This window comes from Paracoccus sphaerophysae (assembly GCF_000763805.1).
GTDB classification, from domain to species: Bacteria; Pseudomonadota; Alphaproteobacteria; order Rhodobacterales; family Rhodobacteraceae; genus Paracoccus; species Paracoccus sphaerophysae.
In genome coordinates, this window is the sequence record NZ_JRKS01000039.1 from 1 (window position 1) to 22,103 (window position 22,103).

At 68.8% G+C, this 22,103-nt stretch carries 26 protein-coding genes and 1 pseudogene; 9 read left to right on the forward strand and 18 right to left on the reverse strand.

Annotated features, from left to right (window positions below; translation table 11 throughout):
• Positions 1-197: 197 nt before the first annotated feature.
• The 3 genes and pseudogenes from IC63_RS11265 to IC63_RS11275 form a co-directional block, all read right to left on the reverse strand.
• A pseudogene (locus tag IC63_RS11265) lies at positions 198-1,133 on the reverse strand (MATE family efflux transporter); the annotation flags it as partial.
• A 4-nt stretch (positions 1,134-1,137) separates the two neighbouring features.
• Positions 1,138-1,638, reverse strand: coding sequence for a PaaI family thioesterase (locus tag IC63_RS11270; protein WP_036720402.1), 501 nt, complete (start codon positions 1,636-1,638; stop codon positions 1,138-1,140).
• The gene (locus IC63_RS11275; protein ID WP_052042143.1) at positions 1,635-2,078 is read right to left on the reverse strand and encodes a PaaI family thioesterase; all 444 of its coding nucleotides are present in this window, start codon (positions 2,076-2,078) and stop codon (positions 1,635-1,637) included. Before IC63_RS11275 ends, IC63_RS11270 begins: the two co-directional genes overlap by 4 nt.
• A gap of 129 nt (positions 2,079-2,207) precedes the next feature.
• Between IC63_RS11275 and IC63_RS11280 the strand changes: the two genes are divergently transcribed.
• From IC63_RS11280 to IC63_RS11310, 7 genes are all read left to right on the forward strand, one after another.
• Positions 2,208-2,603 carry a MerR family transcriptional regulator gene (locus IC63_RS11280; protein ID WP_036720404.1) on the forward strand — a complete coding sequence of 132 codons (396 nt, stop codon included), beginning with the start codon at positions 2,208-2,210 and terminating at the stop codon, positions 2,601-2,603.
• Positions 2,604-2,727: 124 nt separating this feature from the next.
• Positions 2,728-3,147: a MerR family transcriptional regulator gene (locus IC63_RS11285; RefSeq protein ID WP_036720406.1), complete on the forward strand. Its 420-nt coding sequence runs from the start codon at positions 2,728-2,730 to the stop codon at positions 3,145-3,147.
• Positions 3,144-4,919, forward strand: coding sequence for an acyl-CoA dehydrogenase C-terminal domain-containing protein (locus IC63_RS11290; protein ID WP_036720407.1), 1,776 nt, complete (start codon positions 3,144-3,146; stop codon positions 4,917-4,919). Before IC63_RS11285 ends, IC63_RS11290 begins: the two co-directional genes overlap by 4 nt.
• 284 nt (positions 4,920-5,203) lie before the next feature.
• Entirely contained in the window at positions 5,204-6,415 is a 1,212-nt protein-coding gene (locus tag IC63_RS11295; protein WP_036720409.1) for an acetyl-CoA C-acetyltransferase, read from the forward strand.
• Positions 6,415-6,912, forward strand: coding sequence for a cupin domain-containing protein (locus tag IC63_RS11300; protein WP_036720411.1), 498 nt, complete (start codon positions 6,415-6,417; stop codon positions 6,910-6,912). Before IC63_RS11295 ends, IC63_RS11300 begins: the two co-directional genes overlap by 1 nt.
• A complete protein-coding gene (locus tag IC63_RS11305) occupies positions 6,909-9,098 on the forward strand; it encodes a 3-hydroxyacyl-CoA dehydrogenase NAD-binding domain-containing protein (protein ID WP_036720412.1) in 2,190 nt (729 codons plus the stop codon). Before IC63_RS11300 ends, IC63_RS11305 begins: the two co-directional genes overlap by 4 nt.
• A gap of 124 nt (positions 9,099-9,222) precedes the next feature.
• Positions 9,223-10,149 carry a phosphotransferase gene (locus IC63_RS11310; protein WP_036720413.1) on the forward strand — a complete coding sequence of 309 codons (927 nt, stop codon included), beginning with the start codon at positions 9,223-9,225 and terminating at the stop codon, positions 10,147-10,149.
• Between the two features lie 4 nt (positions 10,150-10,153).
• Here the strand turns inward: IC63_RS11310 and IC63_RS11315 are convergent, their stop codons facing one another.
• A complete protein-coding gene (locus IC63_RS11315) occupies positions 10,154-11,152 on the reverse strand; it encodes an adenosine kinase (RefSeq protein ID WP_036720414.1) in 999 nt (332 codons plus the stop codon).
• Between the two features lie 114 nt (positions 11,153-11,266).
• A complete protein-coding gene (gene nth / locus IC63_RS11320; RefSeq protein WP_084115786.1) occupies positions 11,267-11,986 on the reverse strand; it encodes an endonuclease III in 720 nt (239 codons plus the stop codon).
• Between the two features lie 199 nt (positions 11,987-12,185).
• Here nth and IC63_RS11325 point away from each other — a divergent pair, with 199 nt between their 5' ends.
• Positions 12,186-12,842 carry an OmpA family protein gene (locus IC63_RS11325; protein ID WP_036720415.1) on the forward strand — a complete coding sequence of 219 codons (657 nt, stop codon included), beginning with the start codon at positions 12,186-12,188 and terminating at the stop codon, positions 12,840-12,842.
• Positions 12,843-12,914: 72 nt separating this feature from the next.
• Here IC63_RS11325 and IC63_RS11330 read toward each other — a convergent pair whose 3' ends face one another.
• The 5 genes from IC63_RS11330 to IC63_RS11350 form a co-directional block, all read right to left on the reverse strand.
• Complete coding sequence (locus IC63_RS11330; RefSeq protein WP_052042145.1) at positions 12,915-13,508, reverse strand: F0F1 ATP synthase subunit B; 594 nt, start codon at positions 13,506-13,508, stop codon at positions 12,915-12,917.
• Complete coding sequence (locus tag IC63_RS19250; RefSeq protein WP_198026306.1) at positions 13,505-14,488, reverse strand: F0F1 ATP synthase subunit B'; 984 nt, start codon at positions 14,486-14,488, stop codon at positions 13,505-13,507. Before IC63_RS19250 ends, IC63_RS11330 begins: the two co-directional genes overlap by 4 nt.
• An 80-nt stretch (positions 14,489-14,568) precedes the next feature.
• Positions 14,569-14,811: a F0F1 ATP synthase subunit C gene (locus IC63_RS11340; protein WP_036702121.1), complete on the reverse strand. Its 243-nt coding sequence runs from the start codon at positions 14,809-14,811 to the stop codon at positions 14,569-14,571.
• A 53-nt stretch (positions 14,812-14,864) separates the two neighbouring features.
• Positions 14,865-15,572, reverse strand: coding sequence for a F0F1 ATP synthase subunit A (locus tag IC63_RS11345; RefSeq protein ID WP_052042147.1), 708 nt, complete (start codon positions 15,570-15,572; stop codon positions 14,865-14,867).
• A 53-nt stretch (positions 15,573-15,625) separates the two neighbouring features.
• Positions 15,626-16,006 carry an AtpZ/AtpI family protein gene (locus tag IC63_RS11350; RefSeq protein WP_052042149.1) on the reverse strand — a complete coding sequence of 127 codons (381 nt, stop codon included), beginning with the start codon at positions 16,004-16,006 and terminating at the stop codon, positions 15,626-15,628.
• Between the two features lie 176 nt (positions 16,007-16,182).
• On the opposite strand from IC63_RS11350, the gene IC63_RS11355 reads away from it, so the two are divergent.
• Positions 16,183-16,530 carry an ArsR/SmtB family transcription factor gene (locus tag IC63_RS11355; RefSeq protein ID WP_036720417.1) on the forward strand — a complete coding sequence of 116 codons (348 nt, stop codon included), beginning with the start codon at positions 16,183-16,185 and terminating at the stop codon, positions 16,528-16,530.
• 64 nt (positions 16,531-16,594) lie between these two features.
• Here IC63_RS11355 and IC63_RS11360 read toward each other — a convergent pair whose 3' ends face one another.
• The 8 genes from IC63_RS11360 to sdhC form a co-directional block, all read right to left on the reverse strand.
• Complete coding sequence (locus tag IC63_RS11360; RefSeq protein ID WP_036720418.1) at positions 16,595-16,789, reverse strand: hypothetical protein; 195 nt, start codon at positions 16,787-16,789, stop codon at positions 16,595-16,597.
• Positions 16,790-16,975: 186 nt separating this feature from the next.
• Positions 16,976-17,755 (reverse strand): succinate dehydrogenase iron-sulfur subunit, encoded by a 780-nt coding sequence (locus IC63_RS11365; protein WP_036720419.1) that lies wholly within the window; start codon positions 17,753-17,755, stop codon positions 16,976-16,978.
• Positions 17,756-17,760: 5 nt separating this feature from the next.
• Entirely contained in the window at positions 17,761-18,567 is an 807-nt protein-coding gene (locus IC63_RS11370) for a hypothetical protein (RefSeq protein ID WP_156965452.1), read from the reverse strand.
• Between the two features lie 5 nt (positions 18,568-18,572).
• Positions 18,573-18,887 carry a hypothetical protein gene (locus IC63_RS11375; protein ID WP_036720421.1) on the reverse strand — a complete coding sequence of 105 codons (315 nt, stop codon included), beginning with the start codon at positions 18,885-18,887 and terminating at the stop codon, positions 18,573-18,575.
• Positions 18,887-19,276, reverse strand: coding sequence for a hypothetical protein (locus tag IC63_RS11380; protein ID WP_036720422.1), 390 nt, complete (start codon positions 19,274-19,276; stop codon positions 18,887-18,889). Before IC63_RS11380 ends, IC63_RS11375 begins: the two co-directional genes overlap by 1 nt.
• Complete coding sequence (gene sdhA, locus IC63_RS11385) at positions 19,276-21,078, reverse strand: succinate dehydrogenase flavoprotein subunit (RefSeq protein ID WP_036720423.1); 1,803 nt, start codon at positions 21,076-21,078, stop codon at positions 19,276-19,278. The genes IC63_RS11380 and sdhA overlap by 1 nt, the downstream gene beginning before the upstream one ends.
• Positions 21,079-21,088: 10 nt before the next feature.
• Positions 21,089-21,523: a succinate dehydrogenase, hydrophobic membrane anchor protein gene (locus tag IC63_RS11390; protein ID WP_052042151.1), complete on the reverse strand. Its 435-nt coding sequence runs from the start codon at positions 21,521-21,523 to the stop codon at positions 21,089-21,091.
• Positions 21,524-21,537: 14 nt separating this feature from the next.
• Complete coding sequence (gene sdhC / locus IC63_RS11395; RefSeq protein ID WP_036720425.1) at positions 21,538-21,927, reverse strand: succinate dehydrogenase, cytochrome b556 subunit; 390 nt, start codon at positions 21,925-21,927, stop codon at positions 21,538-21,540.
• Positions 21,928-22,103: the final 176 nt, after the last annotated feature.

Genomic DNA, 22,103 nt, shown 5'->3' on the forward strand with positions numbered 1-22,103 from the left:
TCTCGAAGGCGGTAAGCTTCGCCGGCACGCCGTCGCGGGTGATGACGCCCAGCTGCGTGTCATAGCTTAGCGGACCGGCGGTCAGGACCGCGCGAGCGTGACCGGCGGCGCGGCGCACCCGGGTCTGGGCACGCAGCACCCCTTCGTCCAGGCGGAACGGCGTGACCGCAGAGTCGTCGGCGCCGGGGCGGACCCCGGCGACCTGGCCGGCCCGGCCGCCGCGCGCCGACCGCCTGCCCGACCAGCGCCTCGGCGGCAAAGGCAAAGCCGTCCAGCCCATAGGCGGTGATTTCCAGGAACTGCATCAGCACCTGGTTGGCGGCCAGCGTCACGTCGCCCTGCCCGGCGCCCAGGAAGATAAAGGTGGTAAAGCTCGCCTGCAGCAGCACCGACCGGATCATGATGTCGCCGTTGACGTGCACCAGCCGCCGCACCACGTCCGCGGCCCACAGCCCGCCCCGCGACAGCCCGGCCCGCAGCGCGTCGCGGGCGAACCACAGCGCCAGCGCAAAGCCGCAGGTTTCGGCGATCAGGGTGGCGGCCGCGACCCCCTGCACGCCCCAGCCCAGTTCCAGCACGAACAGAAGGTCGAGGCCGATGTTGATGAGGTTGATGACCATCTGCACGAACAGGATGGCGCGGGTGCGCTCGACCGCGATCATCCAGCCGGTCAGCGCATACATCCCGATGGTGAAGGGCGCGCCCCAGATGCGGATCGCGAGATATTGCCGGGCCAGCGCCTCGACCTCGGCCGAGGCCGGGGCCAGCCGGAACGCGGCCGCGGTCAGCGGCACCTGCAACAGGATCAGCGCCGCCCCGGCGGCCAGCCCGATCCCCAGCGCGCGCAGCAGATGCGCCCCGCTTTCGACAGCATCGCCGGCGCCGCGGCTTTGCGCGACCAGCCCCGAGGTGCCCATCCGCAGGAACCCGAAGACCCAGTAGATGGTGGCAAGGATGATCGCGCCCACCCCGACCGCCCCGATCGGCGCCGCCTCGCCCATCTGCCCGACGACTCCGGTATCGACCGCGCCCAGCAGCGGGATGGTGGCGTTCGACAGCACGATCGGCAGCGCGATCGCCAGCACCCGCCGGTGGCTAAGCGCGGCACCGGGATCGGCCGGGGGCGCGCTCACCCCCTCAGTCCCGCGGGATCAGGAAATGCCCGGTCGCCTGCGCCAGCAGCCGGGCGCGGTTGTCCTGCCACGCCTCGACATGGACGCTGGCATAGCGCCGCCCCTGCCGTACCACCCGGGCCCGGGCATAGGCGTCGCGCGCCAGCCCCGAGCGCAGGTAGTCCACCGTGAAGTCGATGGTCTTGGGCAGCTTCGGCAGGCTCTCGGGGCGGTCCGGGTCGGGCATGATCCGCCCGGCCTCGAGATCGTCCCACATCGCGGCCCAAGTCAGTTCGACGATGGCCGCGGTTTCCAGGAAGGCGGCGGTGGCCCCGCCATGCAGCGCCGGCAGCACCGGGTTGCCGATCAGCCGGTCGGAAAACCCCAGCGTCGCGGTCAGCTCGTCGCCGCGCCGGTCAAAGCGGATGCCCAGCCAGCGCGCATAGGGCATGCTGTCGACCAGCGCCCCCAGCGCCCTGTCGCGGCGGGCCTTGACCTTTTCCAGCGGCTCGTTGCGGTCGTTCATCTGTGGCCCTCGACCGTGAAGCTGCCGGTGGCGGTGGCGACCGGCCGATCATCGTCCTCGTCGCGCGCCACGGCCCGCACGAAGGCGACCGAGCGGGTGACGTGGAAACATTCCGCCCGCGCCCGCACCCTCTGCCCCGGCGTGGCCGAGCGCAGATAGTCGATGCGCAGGTCGATCGTCGCCGTCGTCGCCGGGCGGCTGGGATGGACCAGCACCGCTGCCCCGCAGCAGGTGTCCATCAGCGCCGAGACCACGCCGCCATGCAGCACGCTGGTGCGCGGGTCGCCGACGAACTGGGGCTGCCACGCCATGTCCAGTTCGACCACCCCCGGCCCGGCATCGACCAGCATCATGCCCAGCGCCTTGGCATGTGGCAGCAGGCCGAGGAAGCGTTCCATCATCGCGCGGTCGTCGTGAAGCCCGTCAGGCACCAAGGTCATGCAGCTGTCTCCCTGCTCGCCCGCCGATCAGTGCATCCTCGCGTCCCGGTCCGCAAGCCGTCCCGCCCGGCAGTTGAGGTCGTTCCGCAGCCGCGCTAGGCTGGCAGGATCGGTCGGGGGGGTGCGCCTATGCAGGACGAAAGCCATATCAGCTTCAAGGACATGTGCGCCAAGTTCGACGTGACCCCGCGCACCCTGCGCTATTACGAATATATCGAGCTGCTCAGCCCCAGGCGCGAGGGCCGGGCGCGCTGGTACGGCCCGCGCGAGATCGCCCGCATGAAGCTGATCATGCGCGGCCGTCGCTTCGGCTTCTCGCTCGAGGAAATCCGCCAGTGGCTGCTGATCTATCAGCAGAAGGGCACCCGCACGCAGTATGGCGTCTGGGTCGAGTTCGCCACCCGGCAGCTTGAGGTGCTGGCCGCCCAGCGGGCCGAGATCGACGCCTCGATCTCCGACCTGCGCGCGCTTCGTGACGAAACCGTCCGGCTGATCGAGGGCCTGCCCCCCGACGCTCCGGAATGACCGGTGACGCTGCGCATTCGTCCGTTTCGACCGGATGACGCAGCGTTCCGGCTTGGTCCGCGGCAGCTTGCTCATATAGTTGGCCGCACGCATCGCTGGGACCATATCGGGGGGAGGGAGCAGCATGTCCGACGACAAACTGCTGACCATCAGCCAGATGTGCGAAGCATTCGGCGTGACGCCGCGGACCTTGCGCTTCTACGAGGCGCGAGAGTTGATCTCGCCGATCCGGCGCGGCCAGCACCGGCTGTATGACCGGCGCGACCGCGCCCGGCTCAAGCTGATCCTGCGCGGCAAGCGCTTCGGCTTTTCGCTGGACGCGATTGGTCGCCTGCTGGACCTGTACCAGCCCGGCACCGACAACGCCCACCAGCTGCGCGCGGCGCTCGACCTGGCCCGCGGACGGCTGGCCGAGATGCGCAACGAACACGCCGACCTGCTGGACGCGATCAAGGATCTCGAATCGCAGATCGCGCTGACCCGCGCTCTGCTGCCCGGCAAGCACCCTTCCGCCCAGGATCAATCCTCCAAGGACGCCACATGACCATTTATACAGCCCCGACCCGCGACATGCAGTTCCTGCTGCACGATGTGCTGCAGGTTTCCGCCGCCGACCTGCCCGGCCACGCCGATCTCGACCGCGAATTCACCGAAGCCATCCTCGAGGCGGCGGGCCAGCTCGCTTCGGACATGCTGGTGCCGCTGAACGCGGTCGGCGACCAGCAGGGCTGCGTTCTGGAAAACGGCGTGGTGCGGACGCCCGAGGGCTTCGGCGCCGCGTTCGAGGCGATGAAGGAAGGCGGCTGGACCGGGCTCGACTGCGACCCGAAATATGGCGGCCAGGGCATGCCCTACGTGATGGGCGTGGCGACCGGCGAGATATTCGTGTCGGCCAACATGGCCTTCAACATGTATCAGGGTCTGACCCACGGCGCCTATTCGGCGATCCACGCCCACGGCACCGACGACCAGAAGCAGACCTATCTGCCCAAGATGGTCAGCTGCGACTGGACCGGTACCATGAACCTGACCGAACCGCATTGCGGCACCGACCTGGGGATGCTGCGGACCAAGGCGGAACCGCAGGACGACGGCAGCTACCTGATCACCGGGCAGAAGATCTTCATCTCGGCCGGCGATCATGACCTGGCCCAGAATGTCATCCACCTGGTGCTGGCCAAGGCGCCGGGCGGCGGCGAGGGCACGAAGGGGATCTCGCTCTTCATCGTGCCCAAGTTCCTGGTCAACGCCGACGGCAGCCTGGGTGAACGCAACGGCGTGTCGGTCGGCGCGCTGGAGCACAAGATGGGCATCCACGGCAACGCCACGGCGGTGATGAACTTCGACGGCGCCCGCGGCTGGCTGCTGGGCGAACTGCACAAGGGCATGCGCGCCATGTTCACGATGATGAACGAGGCCCGGTTGGGGGTCGGCCTGCAGGGCTATGCCGTGGCCGAGGCGGCCTATCAGAACGCCGTCGCCTACGCCAAGGACCGGCTGCAGGGGCGCGCGGTGACCGGGGCCGAGAACTCCTCGGGGCCGGCCGATCCGCTCATCGTGCATCCCGATATCCGCCGCTCGCTGATGGACCAGAAGTCGTTCCTGGAAGGCGCCCGCGCGCTGGCCTTCTGGGGCGCGCACCTGATCGACCGCGGCCATCACGGCGACGCCGCGGCCGAGGGGCTGGTGTCGCTGCTGACCCCGGTCATCAAGGGCTTCCTGACCGACAAGGGGTTCGAAACCGCGGTGCTGGCCCAGCAGGTCTTCGGCGGCCACGGCTATATCGAGGAACACGGGATGTCGCAGTTCGTCCGCGACGCCCGCATCACCATGATCTACGAAGGCGCCAATGGCGTGCAGGCGCTGGACCTGGTCGGCCGCAAGCTGGCCCAGGACGGCGGCAAGCACGTCATGGCGTTCTTCGACGAGGTCAAGGGCTTCATCAAGGCGAACGAGGCGAACGCGGCGCTGGCCGCCGACTTCCTCGAGCCGCTGAAGGCCGCGTCCAAGGACCTGCAGGCGGCGGCGATGTTCTTCATGGAAAACGGGATGAAGAACCCCAACCACGCGCTGGCCGGATCCTATGACTTCATGCATCTGTTCGGCCATACGGTACTGGGCTACCTGTGGGCGCGCATGGCGGTGGCCGCGCAGGCCGCGCTGGACGCCGGCACCGCCGAAGCCGGGTTCCACGACACCAAGCTGGCGACCGGGCGCTATTACATGAAGCGGCAGCTGCCGATGACGGCCACCCACCTGGCCCGCATCCGGTCGGGCGCCGATCCGGTGATGGCGCTGGCGGCCGACCAGTTCTGACAGGCGGCGAGGGGCCGCGGGAATGGCGCGGCTCCGACGCCTCCGGCGGGGATATTTCGGCAAAGAAGAAAGCGGCCCCGATCCGCGCGCGGCCAGCGGCATCAGTGGCGGGATCGGGGCTTTCTCCTTTGGCGGTCATTGGCTTCCCAGCCTGTACCGCAGCGTCACGCTCGCAAAGCAGGGTTGAGATACCGTTAATTCCCGCCATTCTTCTTTGAACAAATATCCCGCGGGGGTCCGGGGGCGCGAAGCCCCCGGTGCCGGCCGCAGAGACCGGAGGACACATGACCGACGCCTATATCTACGACGCCGCCCGCACCCCGCGCGGCAAGGGCCGCCCGGACGGGTCGCTGCACGAGGTCACCTCGCTGGCGCTGTCGGCCGGGCTGCTGAACGCCGTCAAGGATCGCAACGGGCTGGAAGGTCACGCGGTCGAGGACGTGATCTGGGGCAACGTCACCCAGGTCATGGAACAGGGCGGCTGCCTTGCCCGCTCGGCGGTGCTGATGTCGGACCTCGACCAGTCGATCCCGGGCCTGTCGATCAACCGCTTCTGCGCCTCGGGGATGGAGGCGGTGAACCTCGCCGCCAACCAGGTCCGCGCCGGCGCCGGCCAGGCCTATATCGCCGGCGGGGTCGAGATGATGAGCCGCGTCGCGATGGGCGCGGACGGCGCCGCCATCGCCGTCGATCCGGCGCTGGCGATGAAGACCTATTTCGTCCCCCAGGGCATCTCGGCCGACATCATCGCCACCGAATACGGCTTCACCCGCGACGAGGCTGACGCGCTGGCGGTGGAATCCCAGCGCCGCGCCGCCGAGGCCTGGCAGGACCGCCGCTTCGCCAAGTCCATCGTCCCGGTGAAGGACCAGAACGGCATCCTGATCCTCGACCATGACGAACACATGCGCCCCGGCACCACGGTCGAGGACCTCGCCAAGCTGAAGCCCGCCTTCAAGGACATGGGCGAGGTCATGCCGGGCTTCGACAAGGTGGCGATGCTGAAATACCCGCATCTCGACCATATCGACCACATCCACCATGCCGGGAATTCCTCGGGGATCGTGGACGGCGCGGCGGCGGTGCTGATCGGGTCCAAGGAATGGGGCGAGGCGATGGGCCTGAAGCCCCGCGCCCGCATCCGCGCCACCGCCAAGATCGGCACCGATCCGACGATCATGCTGACCGGCCCGGTGCCGGTGACCGAAAAGATCCTGAAGGACAGCGGCATGTCGATCGGCGACATCGACCTGTTCGAAGTCAACGAGGCCTTCGCCTCGGTCGTCCTGCGCTTCATGCAGGCGTTCCAGGTGTCGCCCGACAAGGTCAACGTGAACGGCGGCGCAATGGCGATGGGCCACCCGCTGGGCGCGACCGGCGCGATCATCATCGGCACGCTGCTGGATGAACTGGAACGCCGCGACCTGTCGACCGGGCTCGCGACGCTGTGCATCGCGTCGGGTATGGGCGCGGCGACGATCATCGAGCGGGTGTGATGCCACGCCTCGACCTCGCCGCGGCCCCGGTCAAGACCGGCTCGATCTATCCCGAACCTTTCGCGGGGCAGATGGCGGGCCGTTCGAGCCTGCGGCTGGGCGATCTGGCCGGCCTGACGCAGTTCGGCGTGAACATGGTCACGCTCGAACCCGGCGCGGCCGCCAGCTTGCGCCACTGGCACCTGCGCGAGGACGAGTTCGCACTCGTGCTCGAGGGCGATCTGGTCCTCGTCGAGAACGACGCCGAGGCCGTGATGCGCACCGGCGATTGCGCCGCTTGGAAGGCGGGGTTGGCCAATGGCCACCGCTTCGTCAACCGCTCGGAGCATGTGGCGCGCTTCCTGGTCGTGGGCGCCAAAGCGGCTGACGAAGTCGTCACCTACGCCGACACCGACCTGCAACTTCATCTCGCGGGCGGCAGCGCCCGCTTTACCCATCACGACGGCAGCGACTGGACCGGACCCCGCGACCTCGCGCCCAAGGGAGAGACCCAATGACCGATTTCACCATGCAGACCGACGCCGAGGGCGTCGCCACCATCACCTGGGACGTTCCCGGCAAATCCATGAACGTGCTGTCCGAAGAGGGCATCCGCACGCTCGACGGGCTGATCGACCAGGCGCTCGCCGATCCGGCCGTCAAGGGCATCGTCATCACCTCGGGCAAGCCCGATTTCGCCGCCGGGATGGACCTGAACGTCATCGGCGCGCTCAAGGAAAAGGGCGGGGCCGAGGCGATCTTCGGCCTCGTCAGCCAGCTGCACGCGGTGCTGCGCAAGATCGAGCGGGCGGGGATGGACCCCAAGACGCTCAAGGGCGGCAAGCCGATCGCCGCCGCCCTGCCCGGCACCGCGCTGGGGATCGGGCTGGAACTGCCGCTGGCCACCCATCGCGTCTTCGCGGCCGACAACCCCAAGGCCAAGATCGGCCTGCCCGAGATCATGGTCGGCATCTTCCCCGGCGCCGGCGGCACCACGCGCCTCGTGCGCAAGCTCGGCGCCATGCAGGCGGCGCCGCTGCTGCTGGAAGGCAAGCTGAGCGACCCCAAGGGCGCGAAATCCGCCGGCATCATCGACGAGGTGGTGGCCGACCCGGTCGCCGCCGCGCATGAGTGGGTGCTGAAGGCCACCGACGCGGACATCGTCAAGCCCTGGGACGCCAAGGGCTACAAGATGCCCGGCGGCGCGCCCTATCACCCGGCGGGCTTCATGACCTTCCTCGGTGCCAACGCGATGGTCATGGGCAAGACGATGGGCGTCTATCCCGCCGCCCGCGCGCTGCTGTCGGCGGTCTACGAGGGCGCGCAGGTGCCCTTTGACACCGCGCTGAGGATCGAGGCGCGGTGGTTCACCAACGTGCTGATGAACCCGTCTTCGGGGAACATGATCCGCTCGCTCTTCATCAACAAGGAAGCGCTCGAAAAGGGCGCCAACCGTCCTGACGTGCCAGACGAGAAGGTGCGCAAGGTCGGCATCCTTGGCGCCGGCATGATGGGCGCGGGCATCGCCTATGTCTCGGCCATGGCCGGGATCGAGGTCGTCCTGATCGACGCCAAGCAGGAGGCCGCCGACAAGGGCAAGGCCTACTCGACCGGCCTGCTCGACAAGGCGATCAGCCGCAAGAAATCGACCGAGGAGAAGAAGGCCGAGGTTCTGGGCCGGATCACCGCGACGACCGACTATGCCGCGCTCGAGGGCTGCGACCTGATCGTGGAGGCGGTGTTCGAGGACGTGGGCGTCAAGGCTGACGTCACGAAGAAGGCCGAGGCGGTGATCCCGCAGACGGCGATCTTCGCCACCAACACCTCGACCCTGCCGATTGGCGAGCTGGCCAAGGCCAGCACCCGCCCCGAGCAGTTCATCGGCATCCACTTCTTCTCGCCAGTGGACAAGATGATGCTGGTCGAGATCATCAAGGGCGCCCAGACCGGGCCGCGGGCGGTCGCCAAGGCGCTCGATTTCGTGCGCCAGATCCGCAAGACCCCGATCGTGGTCAACGACGCGCGGTTCTTTTACGCCAACCGCTGCATCATCCCCTATATCAACGAGGGCATCCGCATGGTCGGCGAGGGGGTGAACCCGACGCTGATCGAGAATGCCGCCAAGATGATGGGGATGCCGCTCGGCCCGCTGCAGCTGGTCGACGAGACCTCGATCGACCTCGGCGTCAAGATCGCCAAGGCGACCCGCGCGGCGATGGGCGACGCCTATCCCGACGGAGCGGTGGACGAGGTGATCTTCGCGATGGCCGACAAGGGCCGCATGGGCAAGAAGGCCAATGCCGGCTTCTACGCCTATGACGAGGCCGGCAAGCGGCTGGGGCTGTGGGACGAGCTGGGCGCCAACTGGCCCCAGTCCGACGACCAGCCCGAACTGACCGAGGTGCAGCACCGGCTGATGATGGCGCAGGCGCTGGAAGCCGTTCGCGCGCTGGAAGCGGGCGTGCTGGAAGACATCCGCGAGGGCGACGTCGGCGCGATCCTCGGCTGGGGCTTTGCTCCCTGGTCGGGCGGCCCGTTCGGCTGGCTGGACATGCTGGGCGCCGAACGGGCGGTCCAGGTCGCGGACGCGCTGGCCGAAACCCACGGCGAACGCTTCGCCGCCCCCGCGCTGCTGCGCGAAATGGCGCAGAAGGGCGAAAGCTTCTATGGGCGATTCGGAGCGGACCGGAAGCGGGCTGCCTGACAGATGCTGGCAAGGCCGCCCCAACGGCCTTGCCAGCCCAAACATGGCCGAAAGCACAATTTGACCGAGCGGACGTTCATGCCATGATGATGACAAATTTAAGACGCTTGGACGACGTGTCGACATGGCCAACACCTTCTCTGCAATCCGGGATGCCCGCATCCCGGACCTTGCCATCGGCACTGTCCTGCGCGGCGGTCGCCGCCAGAAGGTCGTCGAGGTCGTCTATCGGGGCCAGCCGGGCTTTCTGAAGATCTTCGCGGGCCGCGAGGCGGCCGGACGGTTCTCCTCGTCAGTCGACAGCCACAGGATCGCCGCCGACCTGCTGGGCGCCGGCCGAAATCGCAGCGTCGAGTTGCTCTCCGTCTTCCCCGCCCATTATGCCTTCGTCTCGGCTGCGGCCTCGGGGACCCCGATGCGGCAGTTCCTTCTCGCAAGCTCACGGCCCGAACGGGCTCGTCTGGTGCACCGATCCGGTGAGTGGTTGCAGGCGCTGACCCGCAACCGCGAACCGATACCCCTGCAAGCCTGGAAGCTGTGCGCCTGGCTGGACGACCTGGCCGCGATGCCGGAATACCACCGGCAGGTCGAACGCGGGCTGTTGCGCCGCGCGATGGACCAGGTCGTCACGCTGGCCCGCGCACTGCACGGAAGCACGGTCGAGGGATCGTTCTCGCACGGCGATTTCCACCCCGAGAACCTGTTCGTCGACCGCGGTCCGGCAGGGCTGGTGGTGACGGCGATCGACCTCGAAACCCCCGAGACGATCCCCGTCGTCGGCGACATCGCCAAGATGCTGACCTGGCTGGAAGTCGACGACGACCACGGCACCAGCGACGAGGGCGGGATCAGCGGCTGCTATCGCTGGCCGATGCTGGCCGCGATGGGCGTCCTGCCCGACAGCGACCGCAGGGCGCTGCACTTCCGGATCGGAGTCTCGCTGACCCAGATGTACCTCACCCGCGGCTCGCGGACCCCGCGAAACCGCCGGAACATCGAACGGGCACTGGGGGCGTGGCTCGCCAGCGATCACCCGCGACTGGACGGCTGATCGCTCAGACCAGACCTTCGGCCCTGAACAGCGCCGTCACGTCGGCCTCGGGGCGGGCACCGACATGGCCGATCACCTCGGCCGCAGCGATGCAGCCCATGCGCCCGGCGACGGCCAGCGGCTTGCCGGTGGCCAGCCCATAGATCAGCCCCGCCGCGAACTGGTCCCCTGCCCCCGTCGCATCGACCGGGGTCATGCGGTGGACCGGCGCGGTCACCCGCTCTGCCCCGCGAATCAGGATCGCGTCCTGGCCCGAGCGCGTGCAGACCACCGTCTCGCACACCGCCGCGGCCTGGTTCAGCGCCTCGTCCAGGTCGTCGACCTGGTACAGCGACTGCCATTCGTGGACATTGCCGATGACGTAGTCCATCGGCCCCGCCACCAGGCGGCGGAAGTCGTCGCGGTGGCGGTCGACGCAGAACGGATCGCTCAGCGCGATGCCGGCCTTGCCGCCGGCGGCGTGGCACGCCTCGGCGGCCTTGAGGAAGGCGGCCTTCCCCTCGTCCTTGTCGAACAGATAGCCCTCCAGGAACAGCCAGGTGCCGTCGGAAAACAGCGTCGGATCGACATCCGAGCGGTCCAGGTCGCCCGACACGCCCAGATAGGTGTTCATCGACCGCTCGCCATCCGGCGTGACGTAGATGATCGACCGCGAGGTCGGCAGCGCCGCCCCCGCCACCGGCGGATTCACGAAATCGGTCCCGTCCGAGGCCATGTCGCGGGCATAGGCCCGGCCCAGGTCGTCCTCGGCCACGCGGCCGATGAAGGCCGTCCTCAGCCCCAGCCGGCCGATCCCGGCCAGGGTGTTGGCCACCGACCCGCCCGGGATCAGGCGCGAGCGCTGGTCCGAGGTTTCCCGCGCCGCCATCAGGAACTCCGACCGCTCGCGGTCGATCAGCTGCATGATGCCCTTGTGGATGCCCAAGCGGTCCAGCTCGGCATCCGTGGTGGGGGCGATCACGTCCATGATCGCGTTGCCAATGCCGATGACCTGATACGCCATTCCCTGTTCCTTCCTGCTGCGTGCGGCGCTTAAACCGGGTTCGGCGGCGCGCGGCAAGGGCGCATCCGGCGCGGCGCGGCAAGGGCGCATCCGGCGCTGCGCGCTGGGGGGGCATCAGGCGGGGTCGGTGGTCTTGGGCTCGTAGGGGCATAGATCCGCGATCGGGCACACCGCGCAACGCGGCCGGCGCGCCAGGCAGACATAGCGGCCGTGCAGGATCAGCCAGTGATGGGCGTTGGCCTGGAACTCGGCCGGGACGTTGTCCTCGATGGCGCGCTCGACCTCGGCCTCGTCGCGGCCCGGCGCGATGCGGGTGCGGTTGCCGACCCGGAAGATGTGGGTGTCCACCGCCTGCGCCGGCAGGCCCCAGATGCAGTTCAGCACCACGTTCGCGGTCTTGCGGCCGACGCCTGGCAGGCTCATCAGCGCCGCGCGCGATGAGGGCACCTGCCCGCCGAAAGCATCTATCAGCCGCTGCGACAGGGCGACGGCATTGCGCGCCTTCTGGCGATACAGGCCGATGGTGCGGATATGGGCGGCGACGCCCTCGACCCCCAGCGCCACCATCGCCTGCGGGGTGGGGGCGGCCTCGAACAGCCCGCGCGTCGCCTTGTTCACCCCCGCATCCGTCGCCTGCGCCGACAGCGCCACCGCCACCAGAAGGGTGAAGGCGTCGCGGTATTCCAGCTCGGTCACCGGGTGCGGGTTGGCGGCGCGCAGGCGGGAGAACACCGCCTGCTGCTCGGCGAAGGACAGCGGCGCGGGCAGCCGGGCGCCGCGCGCGCGGGGCGCGGGCTTCGCGGTTGCGGTGCTGGGGGCGGGTGTGCGGACCATGCCCACGGTGATGCCGAAGCGGCCGCCGGGGCGCAAGGCTCTCGGGCCGATCCTTGAGATGTGAAGGAATGTCAGTCACTTCGGTGCGCAGGCGTTTGCGGCGCGGTGCGGTCTGTGGCATTTTTCCACCCGAGCGACGCGCGCCCGACCCGGCCCCCGGGGAAGGGCACGCGCCGGATTGACCCCGAAAGGACAGACCATGAAGCACCGGATTTCCCTGATCGCCGCCACGGCGGCCCTGACCGCGCTGGGGGCCTGCACCGACCAGTATGGCCAGCCCGTCCAGATGAACCGCGCCCAGCAGGGCGTGATCGCAGGCGCGGCGATCGGCGCCATCGCCGGCGCGACGCGCGACGATGACAGCCGCGGCCGCGGCCGGGACGCGATCAAGGGCGCCATCGTCGGCGGCGCGGCGGGCGGGCTGGTCGGCTCGGCGCTGGACGCGCAGGCCCGCGCGCTGCAGGCGCAGATGACCACCCCGGGCGTCCGCGTCGTCAATACCGGGCAGACGGTGAACGTGACCCTGCCCGAGGGCGTGCTGTTCGGCTTTGACAGCGCCGCGGTGTCCGGCCCGGCGCAGAGCGACCTGTACGCGCTGGCCCGCAACCTGCAGCAATATCCGAACTCGACGGTGCAGATCGTCGGCCACACCGACTCGACCGGCGCGGCGGCCTACAACGTCGGCCTGTCGGAGCGCCGCGCCCGCGCCGTGGCCGGGATCCTGACCGCCGGCGGCGTGTCGGGCAACCGCATCGCGGCGGTCGGCATGGGCGCCTCGCAGCCCATCGCGTCGAACGACACCGAGGCCGGGCGCGCCCAGAACCGCCGGGTCGAGATCGTCATCCGCCCGAACTGATCGGCCACCCCGCAGACAGCAAAACCCCCGGTGTCGCCACCGGGGGTTTTTCACTGTCCGTCGTTCTTGTTGTCAGTTGAGATGCCGGGCCACGTCGTCGATGGCGCGGTCGATGCCGGCGCTGCGGTCGCTGGCGCCCATCTGCCGGCCCAGCACGTCCGAGGCGGCGGCGACCGCCACCTGCACGGCCTGGTCGCGCACGGCGCGGACCGCGTCCCTTTCGGCCGAGGCGATCTGGTCCTGCGCGGCGGCCAGCCGGCGCTCGATCGAGGCCTGCAGGTCGAGCTTGGCCTTTTCCGCCTGGGCCAGCGCCTCGCGGCGGGCATTGGCGACGATGGCGTCGGCCTGGCCCTTCACTTCGCGCTGCCGGCGTTCGTAACTGGCATAGATTTCCTGCGCCTCGTCGCGCAGGCGGCGGGCCTCGGCGATGTCGGACTTGATGCTCTCGGCGCGCTTGTCCAGCAGCTTGGCGATCGCCGCGGGGACGCGGAAATACAGCAGGATGCCGACGAAGACGAGGAAGGCGAGCAGGACGATGAAGTCCGTGTTGCGCAGCGAGAAGAACGGGCCGGTCGCGGCCAGGGCGGGGCTCGCCACAAGCGCGGCGGCGGCCGCGGCGGTCAGGCGGGCAGCAGTCAGGCGGGCAGCGGTCAGGCGGGCGATCATTGCACGGCTCCCTTCATGCGCGCGTCGACGGCGGCGTCGACCGTGGCCGGGTCGGCGCTGGCGCCGAAGGCGCGGACCAGCTCGGCCGTGACCTCGCGGGCGACGCTCAGCGCGGCCGAGGCGGCGGACTGGCGGATTTCGCCGATGCGGCGTTCGGATTCCGAGGCGCGGGCGGCGATCTCGGCGTCGGCCTTGGCGATCGCGGCCTTCAGCTCGGCGTCGATCTCGGCCTTGTTGGCGGCGACGATCTTGCCGGCCTCGGCGCGGGCATCGGCCAGCGCCTTGTCATAGGCGGCCTCGGCGTCGCGGGCCTTGCGCTTGAAGTCTTCGGCGGCGGCCAGATCGGCGGTCATCAGCCCCTGGCGGTCGCCCAGGATGCGGCCGAGACGCGGGATCGCGACGCGCGACAGGATCAGGTAGATCAGCGCCAGCGCGACCAGCAGCCAGAAGATCTGATTGCCGAAGGTCGCGAAGTCCAGCTGCGGCATCCCGGCCGAGGCGGCAGCCTCGTGCCCGCCGGCGCCGACCGCATGGGCGGCGTCGGTGCCGGGAACGGCATGGGTCACCACGGCGGCGTGGCCATCGGCGGTGGTCACCACCTCGGCCGGGGCGACCGGGGCGTGGCCGGCGCCGGTTTCGGCGACGACCGGCGCGTGATCGGCGCCCGTCGCGTTCGGCACGATGATGGAATCGGTGGCATGGGTCTGCGCCGCCGGCGATTCAGCCGCGGCAGGTGCCGGGGCCGTCGCGGCGGGAACGGGGGCGACCGGGGTCGCATCCGTCACGACCGGGGTCGTGGCGGCCGCCGGGGCCGGAGTCACGGTCACCGTGGCCGGCGCGGGCGTCGCCGCAACCGGCGCTGCGGGCGTGACGGTCACGGCCGGCGCTGCCGCGGCGGGCGCGTTCGTGATCGGCACGGTGATCGTCGTGGTGGTCGTTTCGACCGCGGCTGGGGCGGTCTGCTGCAAAAGGCTGAACATGTCCTATCCCTGGCCGAACGTTTGGCAATCGGGCGAGGGCCGAGGCCCCCACCCAAAAGCAAGGAGTCGTCGTCTGGGGATCAGGCTGCGAACAGCAGCAGCAGGGCGACCAGGAACGAGAAGATGCCCAGCGCTTCGGCGAAGGCCATGCCGATGAACAGCGTGGCGGTCTGCGAGGCGGCAGCCGACGGGTTGCGCAGGGCGCCCGACAGATAGTTGCCGGCCACGTTGCCCACGCCCATCGCGGCGCCCGCCATGCCGATGCAGGCCAGGCCGGCGCCGAGGTATTTGCCCAGTTCGGCGTAGGTCGCGACGTTTTCCATGGTGATGCTCCTTGAGGCTTTGGAAAAGTTGGAAAGGGTGTCCTGCCGGCGGCTTAGTGCGCCGGGTGCAGCGCGTCCTTGAGGTACACGCAGGTCAGGATGGTGAAGACATATGCCTGGATCACGGCGACCAGCACCTCGAGCCCGTACATCCCAACGATGGCGAGGATCGAGATCGGTGCGATGGCGGCGATGGCGGCGAAGGCGGCAAAGACCTTGATCACCGCGTGTCCGGCCATGACGTTGCCGGCCAGTCGGATCGAATGGCTGACGGGCCGGACGAAATACGAGATCAGTTCGATGATCGCCAGCACCGGGCGCAGCGCCAGCGGCGCCGACTTGACCCAGAACAGTTCCAGGAAATGGGCGCCGTTCTTTATGAAGCCCAGAATGGTGACGCCCAGGAACACCGCCAGCGCCAGCACCGCGGTCACAGCGATGTGCGAGGTGGTCGAAAACGACTTGGGCAGCAGCCCCAGCAGGTTGGCGAACAGGATGAAGCAGAACAGCGTGAAGACATACGGGAAATATTTCAGCCCGTCCTTGCCGGTCACGTCCTCGACCATCTTGTGGACCATGCCGTAGGTCAGCTCGGCCATCGACTGGATGCGGGTCGGGATCAGCGCCCGGCCCGAGGTGCCAGCCACGAACAGCAGCCAGATCACCAGCACTGCCAGCATCAGCCACAGCGTCACGTTGGTCGGCGTGTACCAGTGGATCGGTCCGTCGCCGAACAGCGGCTTCACGATGAACTGGTCCATCGGATGAAAGACCAGACCGCCCGTCTCTTCGCCATGCGCTTGTGTGGCCACGCTCAGTCCCTCTCGTCGTCGTCCGGATCGTCGTCCGGCATGCTGTCCCTCGCGGTCCCGGCCGGGGGCGCATGCCCCATCTCGGCTGCGGTCCGCAGCATCGTCTTTACCCCCGCCGCGAAGCCGAGGAAGATGAAGATGACCAGCATGATCGGCGTGGTGCCGAACAGCCGGTCCAGCCCGTAACCGACTCCGAAGCCGATGGCGAGCCCCGCGACCAGTTCCACCACCATGCGCCACGCCTGGTTGGCCTGATAGAACTTGTCCGCGCCGGGGGTCTGCGGCCGCTGATCGCGGCCCAGATCGTCGAGCCGTCGTTCCAGCGCCCTCAGCCGCTCTGCATCGCTGGCCCGCTGGGCGTGATCGCCCGGTTGGTCCGGCATGGAAAGCTCCCCGAAAGTTGGGGTGCTGATAGGCAACGGCGGCGCGCGAGTCAACTCTGCGCGACCCGACCGCAAGTCATTGTTGTCGCTACATTTCGTTCACCGGCCGCCTAGCCTTGCGGCGCGGCGGCGGGCAGTCCATCATTCAACCGGACAGTTGAACATCACGGACGCCGGTGCCCTACGACCTGGACCTGATCTTTTCCGCCCTGGCGGACCCGACCCGCAGGGCGATCCTGTCGATGCTGCTCGAGGACGACATGGCGGTGTCGGACGTGGCGGCGCCGTTCGGGATCAGCCTGGCGGCGATCTCCAAGCACCTGGTGACGCTCGCCGCCGCCGGGCTGATCCAGCAGGAGCGGCGCGGGCGGATCACCTGGTGCAAGCTCGACCCCGAGGGGATGCGAGCGGCGGCGGTGTGGATGCGGGGGTTCGGCCAGCTCGACCCGCTGGACCTGGACGACTTCGAGCGCTTCCTCGCCAGCCAGCTGTCCGGGCTGGAGCTGGAGGACGACCGGAACTGAAACGGCGGGACGGGTTGCCCCGGTCCCGCCGTGTTCTCGTGCCTGTCGTCGTCGCCCGACCGGCTCAGGCCGCGACGTCGTCGTAGCTGAGATCGACGGATTCGGTCCGCTCGATCGGGTCGTAATAGCCGAACATCTGGTCCAGTACCGCCAGCGCGCGACGGTTGGGCAGACGGGTGACCGGCTGGACAGTATGATGGTCCAGCAGGTCCATCATCGCGGCGGGACGGTCGGTGTGGTCAGAGATGAAACGTGTCATGTCGGTGCCTCGGTCGTGATCGCCAGTCTCCCCGCCCGAGAGAATAATGCTGCGGCGCAGAATTTCCATCCCGGTGACGTGGCGTCAGTACCTCACCTTTCCGGCAGGTTTTAATCGAAATCGCGAAATATCAACGAAAAGGGCCGCCCCGGCGGGACGGCCCTGCAATGCTGCCTTGCGGCAGGATCAGACCATGCGGTCGACCATCAGGTGCTTGATCTCGGCGATCGCCTTGGCCGGGTTCAGGCCCTTGGGGCAGGTGTTGGTGCAGTTCATGATGGTGTGGCAGCGATAGACCTTGAAGGGGTCCTCCAGTTCGTCCAGCCGCTCGCCGGTCGCCTCGTCGCGGGAATCGACGATCCAGCGATAGGCGGTCAGCAGCGCGGCGGGGCCCATGAACTTGTCCTGGTTCCACCAGTAGGACGGGCAGGCCGTCGAACAGGACGCGCACAGGATGCATTCATACAGCCCGTCCAGCTTCTTGCGGTCCTCGATCGACTGGCGCCATTCCTTGTCCGGAGTCGGCGTCTCGGTCATCAGATAGGGATGCACGGCGGCGTGCTGGGCATAGAAATGCGTGAGGTCGGGGATCAGGTCCTTGATCACCGGCATGTGCGGCAGCGGATAGATGTTCACGTCGCCCTTGACCTCGTCCATGCCGAAGATGCAGGCGAGGTGGTTGCCGCCGTCGATGTTCATCGCGCAGGACCCGCAGATCCCCTCGCGGCAGGACCGGCGGAAGGTCAGGGTCGGGTCGATCTCGTTCTTGATCTTGATCAGCGCGTCCAGGACCATCGGCCCGCACTGGTCGAGGTCGATCCAGTAGCTGTCCATCCGCGGGTTCTCGCCGGTGTCGGGATCCCAGCGATAGATGTTGAACCGGCGCAGGTTGGTCGCGCCTTCGGGCCGGGGCCAGGTCTTGCCCACCTTGATGCGGCTGTTCTTGGGAAGGGTCAGCTGGACCATGGCGGTCAGGCTCCTTTGTCGTTCCGGGCCGGACGCGCGCGTCCGCCCTTGGCTTTGACGTAACGGTGATGCGGCACATCGACATGGTCGAGCTCGGCGCCGATGATCTCGTGAATCCCGCCAACCACGGGCAGCGGCGGTTCCGGGCGCTCGTCCTCGGGCGGGGGGGCGTTGCCCGGCGCGTCGGGATCGTCGTCGGCCCTCAGCCAGCCGTCGGCGCGGGCCAGCGCCCAGGCCCTGCGCCCGGCCCGCAGCGACGCCAGCGCAAAGCCCACGTCCGGATCCTGCGGGTAATTCAGCATGAAGCCGATCGGCGGGATCGCGTCGCCGCGCGCCACCACCGTGCCGGTGCCCAGCATCTCGACCCCGCGCGGGCGGTTCAGCTGGTCGGCATAGGGCAGCTGGCGCCAGCCGCGCGGCTGGCCGTCCTCGCCGGATCGGTGGATCAGCCCCTTGTAGCCGAAGACCGCGCCGTCCCAGCCGATCTCGGTCGCCTGCTCGATCGAGCGGCTGACGTAATCGGCCGGATAGCCGATGCGCTCGTCGATCAGGAAGACGATGTCGTCCGCCCCGGGCGGCAGGAAGAAGCGGCCGGCGTCGGCGGTGTCCGCGTCGGTGGTGATCGCCTCGATGGCGGGGTTGGCCAGAATGTCGGCCGGGACCTCGTCGTACCGGTTGAAGACGATGACCATCCGGTCGACCTGCGGCAGGATCGACGCGATGGTCGCGCGCAGCCGCGGCTCGGTTTCCGGGGTGGTCACCATCTGGGCCACGATCTTGCCCTGCGGGGCGCCGGCGGGTCGGGTCGTCATGGTCGTCATTTCCTCCAGCCGGGCTGGTCATACAGCGGGCGGGTCGGCATCTCGCCGGATTGCCGCATCACGCAGCGGTTGAAGACATCGGCCGGGTCGCGGCCCATCACGTAGTCGGACGAGATCGACAGTTCGACGCGTGTGACCGGGCGGACATGATGCCCGTCCGTGCCGACGCCCATCGCGATTTCGCCCCGCGGGCCGGTGGCGGCGCGCGCATCCTGCATGCAGTTCCGTTCCGCCTGCTGGACCGGGACCGGGCCGCAGCCCGCGACCGTGCCCAGCAGGACGATGGCGGCAAGAGGCGCGCGCCAGCCCATCAGGCAATGGCCCGGCTGATGCACTGGGTGGTGGCGGGTTTGCTGACGATGGTCGCGACCGCGTTCGCCGCCGCCGGCTTGCCCTGCATCGCCGCGATGTCAGCCAGTTCGGCCTGCGAGGCGTTGGCGACCACGCAATCGGTCAGCGGACCGACATTGCGGCCCGGGGCGCGCTTGGCCAGCTCGGCGCTGATGACCTGGCGGGCGGTGGGCGTGTCCGGGACCCGCGTGGTGGTCGGCGGCGGCACGACGACGACCGGCGTGCGCGGCGCGGGCGTCACGATCACCGGCGCCGGGGCGACGGGCGCCGGCGCCGTGGCGATCGGCGTCATCACGCAGCCCGACAGGGCAGTAGCCGCGGCCAGCGCCGCGATGAAAGAGAAACGCATCAGTAGACCCTCGCTTTCGGTGCGATCTTCTTAGGATCGATCCCGCCATCCTCAAGCGCCGTCAGCGGTTCGAGATGGACGGGCCGATAGGCGAGTTTGACCTCATTTCCATCCACCCACGCAAGCGAATGCTTGCGCCAGTTGGCGTCATCTCGCTGAGGATAATCCTCGTGCGCGTGGGCGCCGCGGCTTTCCTTGCGCGCCTCGGCGGCGACGATGGTGGCCAGCGCATTCGGCATGAGGTTGGTCAGCTCCAGCGTCTCCATCAGGTCGCTGTTCCAGATCATGCTGCGGTCGGTGACCCTGAGATCGTCCATCTGCCCGGCGATCTCGCGCATCTTCTCGACGCCTTCGGCCAGCGTCTTGTCGGTGCGGAACACCGCGGCATCGGCCTGCATGGTGCGCTGCATCCGGTCGCGCAGCACCGATGTGGGCGTGCCGCCATCGGCGTGGCGCAGCCCGTCAAAGCGGTCCAGCGCGCGGTCCACCTCGGCAGCGTTGGTGGGCGGGATCAGGCTGGCGCGGTCGATGACCTCGCCGGCGCGGATCGCCGCGGCGCGGCCGAAGACCACCAGGTCGATCAGCGAGTTCGACCCCAGACGATTGGCCCCGTGGACGCTGGCGCAGCCCGCCTCGCCCACCGCCATCAGGCCGGGGAACACGCGGTCGGGGTTGCCCTGTTCGGGGGCCAGCACCTCGCCCCAGAAGTTCGTGGGGATGCCGCCCATGTTGTAGTGCACGGTGGGCAGGATCGGGATCGGCGCCTTGGTCACGTCGACCCCGGCAAAGATCTTGGCGCTTTCCGAAATCCCCGGCAGCCGTTCGGCGAGGGCCTCGGGCGGCAGGTGCTGCAGGTTCAGGTGCATGTGGTCCTTGTTCGGACCGACGCCGCGGCCCTCGCGGATCTCGATGGTGATGCAGCGGCTGACCACGTCGCGGGACGCGAGGTCCTTGTAGGTCGGGGCATAGCGTTCCATGAACCGCTCGCCTTCCGAGTTGGTCAGATAGCCGCCCTCGCCACGCGCGCCTTCGGTGATCAGACAGCCCGAGCCGTAGATGCCGGTCGGGTGGAACTGCACGAACTCCATGTCCTGCAGCGGCAGGCCGGCGCGCGCGAACATCCCGCCGCCGTCGCCGGTGCAGGTATGCGCCGAGGTGGCGCTGAAATAGGCGCGGCCGTAACCGCCGGTCGCCAGCACCACCATCTTGGCGTTGAAGACGTGGATGGTGCCGTCATCCAGCTTCCAGCAGACGACCCCGGTGCAGGCCCCGTCGGTGATGATGAGGTCGAGCGCGAAATACTCGATGAAGAACTCGGCCTTTTCCTTGAGGCTCTGGCCATACAGCGTGTGCAGGATCGCATGGCCGGTGCGGTCGGCCGCGGCGCAGGTGCGCTGCACGGGCGGGCCCTCGCCGAACTCGGTCGTGTGGCCGCCGAACGGGCGCTGATAGATCTTGCCCTCTTCGGTGCGCGAGAACGGCACGCCGTAATGTTCCAGCTCATAGACCGCGGCGGGCGCCGAGCGCGCGAGGTATTCCATCGCGTCGGTGTCGCCCAGCCAGTCCGAGCCCTTCACGGTGTCGTACATGTGCCACTGCCAGTTGTCGGGGCCCATGTTGGACAGCGACGCGGCGATGCCGCCCTGCGCCGCGACGGTGTGCGACCGGGTCGGGAACACCTTGGTGATGCAGGCTGTCTTGAAGCCCTGTTCGGCCATGCCCAGCGTGGCGCGCAGCCCCGCACCGCCGGCGCCCACGACCACCACGTCATAGTCATGCGTCTGGTATTGATATGCGGACATGGGACGGACCTCAGTGGATGACGATGGTGGTGTCAGCGGGCAGCAGGATCGCGGGCGGCAGATCGGGCGCAAAGGCCATCCGCGCCAGCGCATAGACCGCCGCCGCGATCACCGCCCAGCCGAACAGCTTGGCCGCGATGGTGGCGACCTTGCGTTCGGCATGATCCAGGTAGTCGTCGATCATGATCTGGGTGCCGTTGATATAGTGCAGCAGCCCGACGATCAGGAACAGCGCCGTCACGATCGCCGGATAGGGGCGCGCGAAGTAATCCAGCACGCCGTCGCGCGGCAGGCCGATGGCGCTGGCGATGACGAAGATGAAGGCCGGGGTCAGGATCGCCAGCGCGACGGCGCTGACGGTCATCGACCAGTGCTGCGCGGTGGCCGAGCCGGGGCCTGCGGCGCCAAGGCCCTTGGCGGCCTTGCGGGGGGTCAGGTAACGCATCGCGGGGCCCCTTTTCAGAACACGAACAGGATGACGGTCAGCAGGGTCAGCACGACCGAGCCTGCGACGATGAACCAGCTCGCCTGCCGCGCATCCTCGCGCGTCAGCAGCAGGCCGGCGTCATAGAAGAAATGCCGGATCCCGGCGAGGAAGTGGTACCACAGCGCCCAGACCGACCCCAGCAGCACCAGGTAGCCCAGCCAGGACCGCAGCACCCAGTCGGCCTGCGCAAAGGCGCGCGGCCCGGCAACGGCGGCGACCAGCCACCATACGATCAGCAGAAGCCCCGCCAGCATGATCTGGCCGGTGGCGCGGGTCAGAATCGAGGTGATCGCCGCCATCGGCAGGCGATAGACGCTCAGATGCGGGGAAAGCGGGCGGTTGCCTCGGGGAATGTCACCCATGAGCGCTCCTTGTCAGAAAGGCGGCGCGACCTTGCGGGCATGGCCTGGCGCGCGGCTGGCTTGAATCGACGCTGTGTCTAGCGTTCCTGTGCCACGAGTCACGTCCCTGTGCCAGACCCGGCGCGCAGACAGGCCATGTTAGCGCACGCCGTGATCACAAGCCCGCCGCGTGTGAT

Excerpts from the sequence above, each read along its gene's own strand:
- IC63_RS11365 (WP_036720419.1), bottom strand. The coding sequence starts at position 17,755 with ATGGTCCAGCTGACCCTTCCCAAGAACAGCCGCATCAAGGTGGGCAAG.
- IC63_RS11390 (WP_052042151.1), bottom strand. The coding sequence starts at position 21,523 with ATGCGTTACCTGACCCCCCGCAAGGCCGCCAAGGGCCTTGGCGCCGCA.
- IC63_RS11340 (WP_036702121.1), bottom strand. The coding sequence starts at position 14,811 with ATGGAAAACGTCGCGACCTACGCCGAACTGGGCAAATACCTCGGCGCC.
- IC63_RS11380 (WP_036720422.1), bottom strand. The coding sequence starts at position 19,276 with ATGCGTTTCTCTTTCATCGCGGCGCTGGCCGCGGCTACTGCCCTGTCG.
- IC63_RS11330 (WP_052042145.1), bottom strand. The coding sequence starts at position 13,508 with ATGATCGCCCGCCTGACCGCTGCCCGCCTGACTGCTGCCCGCCTGACC.
- sdhC (WP_036720425.1), bottom strand. The coding sequence starts at position 21,927 with ATGGGTGACATTCCCCGAGGCAACCGCCCGCTTTCCCCGCATCTGAGC.
- IC63_RS11270 (WP_036720402.1), bottom strand. The coding sequence starts at position 1,638 with ATGAACGACCGCAACGAGCCGCTGGAAAAGGTCAAGGCCCGCCGCGAC.
- IC63_RS11285 (WP_036720406.1), top strand. The coding sequence starts at position 2,728 with ATGTCCGACGACAAACTGCTGACCATCAGCCAGATGTGCGAAGCATTC.
- IC63_RS11375 (WP_036720421.1), bottom strand. The coding sequence starts at position 18,887 with ATGGGCTGGCGCGCGCCTCTTGCCGCCATCGTCCTGCTGGGCACGGTC.
- IC63_RS11345 (WP_052042147.1), bottom strand. The coding sequence starts at position 15,572 with ATGGACCAGTTCATCGTGAAGCCGCTGTTCGGCGACGGACCGATCCAC.
- nth (WP_084115786.1), bottom strand. The coding sequence starts at position 11,986 with ATGGTCCGCACACCCGCCCCCAGCACCGCAACCGCGAAGCCCGCGCCC.
- IC63_RS11310 (WP_036720413.1), top strand. The coding sequence starts at position 9,223 with ATGGCCAACACCTTCTCTGCAATCCGGGATGCCCGCATCCCGGACCTT.
- IC63_RS11295 (WP_036720409.1), top strand. The coding sequence starts at position 5,204 with ATGACCGACGCCTATATCTACGACGCCGCCCGCACCCCGCGCGGCAAG.
- IC63_RS11280 (WP_036720404.1), top strand. The coding sequence starts at position 2,208 with ATGCAGGACGAAAGCCATATCAGCTTCAAGGACATGTGCGCCAAGTTC.
- IC63_RS11370 (WP_156965452.1), bottom strand. The coding sequence starts at position 18,567 with ATGACGACCCGACCCGCCGGCGCCCCGCAGGGCAAGATCGTGGCCCAG.
- IC63_RS11360 (WP_036720418.1), bottom strand. The coding sequence starts at position 16,789 with ATGACACGTTTCATCTCTGACCACACCGACCGTCCCGCCGCGATGATG.
- IC63_RS11350 (WP_052042149.1), bottom strand. The coding sequence starts at position 16,006 with ATGCCGGACCAACCGGGCGATCACGCCCAGCGGGCCAGCGATGCAGAG.
- sdhA (WP_036720423.1), bottom strand. The coding sequence starts at position 21,078 with ATGTCCGCATATCAATACCAGACGCATGACTATGACGTGGTGGTCGTG.
- IC63_RS11325 (WP_036720415.1), top strand. The coding sequence starts at position 12,186 with ATGAAGCACCGGATTTCCCTGATCGCCGCCACGGCGGCCCTGACCGCG.
- IC63_RS11275 (WP_052042143.1), bottom strand. The coding sequence starts at position 2,078 with ATGACCTTGGTGCCTGACGGGCTTCACGACGACCGCGCGATGATGGAA.
- IC63_RS11290 (WP_036720407.1), top strand. The coding sequence starts at position 3,144 with ATGACCATTTATACAGCCCCGACCCGCGACATGCAGTTCCTGCTGCAC.
- IC63_RS11300 (WP_036720411.1), top strand. The coding sequence starts at position 6,415 with ATGCCACGCCTCGACCTCGCCGCGGCCCCGGTCAAGACCGGCTCGATC.
- IC63_RS19250 (WP_198026306.1), bottom strand. The coding sequence starts at position 14,488 with ATGTTCAGCCTTTTGCAGCAGACCGCCCCAGCCGCGGTCGAAACGACC.
- IC63_RS11305 (WP_036720412.1), top strand. The coding sequence starts at position 6,909 with ATGACCGATTTCACCATGCAGACCGACGCCGAGGGCGTCGCCACCATC.
- IC63_RS11315 (WP_036720414.1), bottom strand. The coding sequence starts at position 11,152 with ATGGCGTATCAGGTCATCGGCATTGGCAACGCGATCATGGACGTGATC.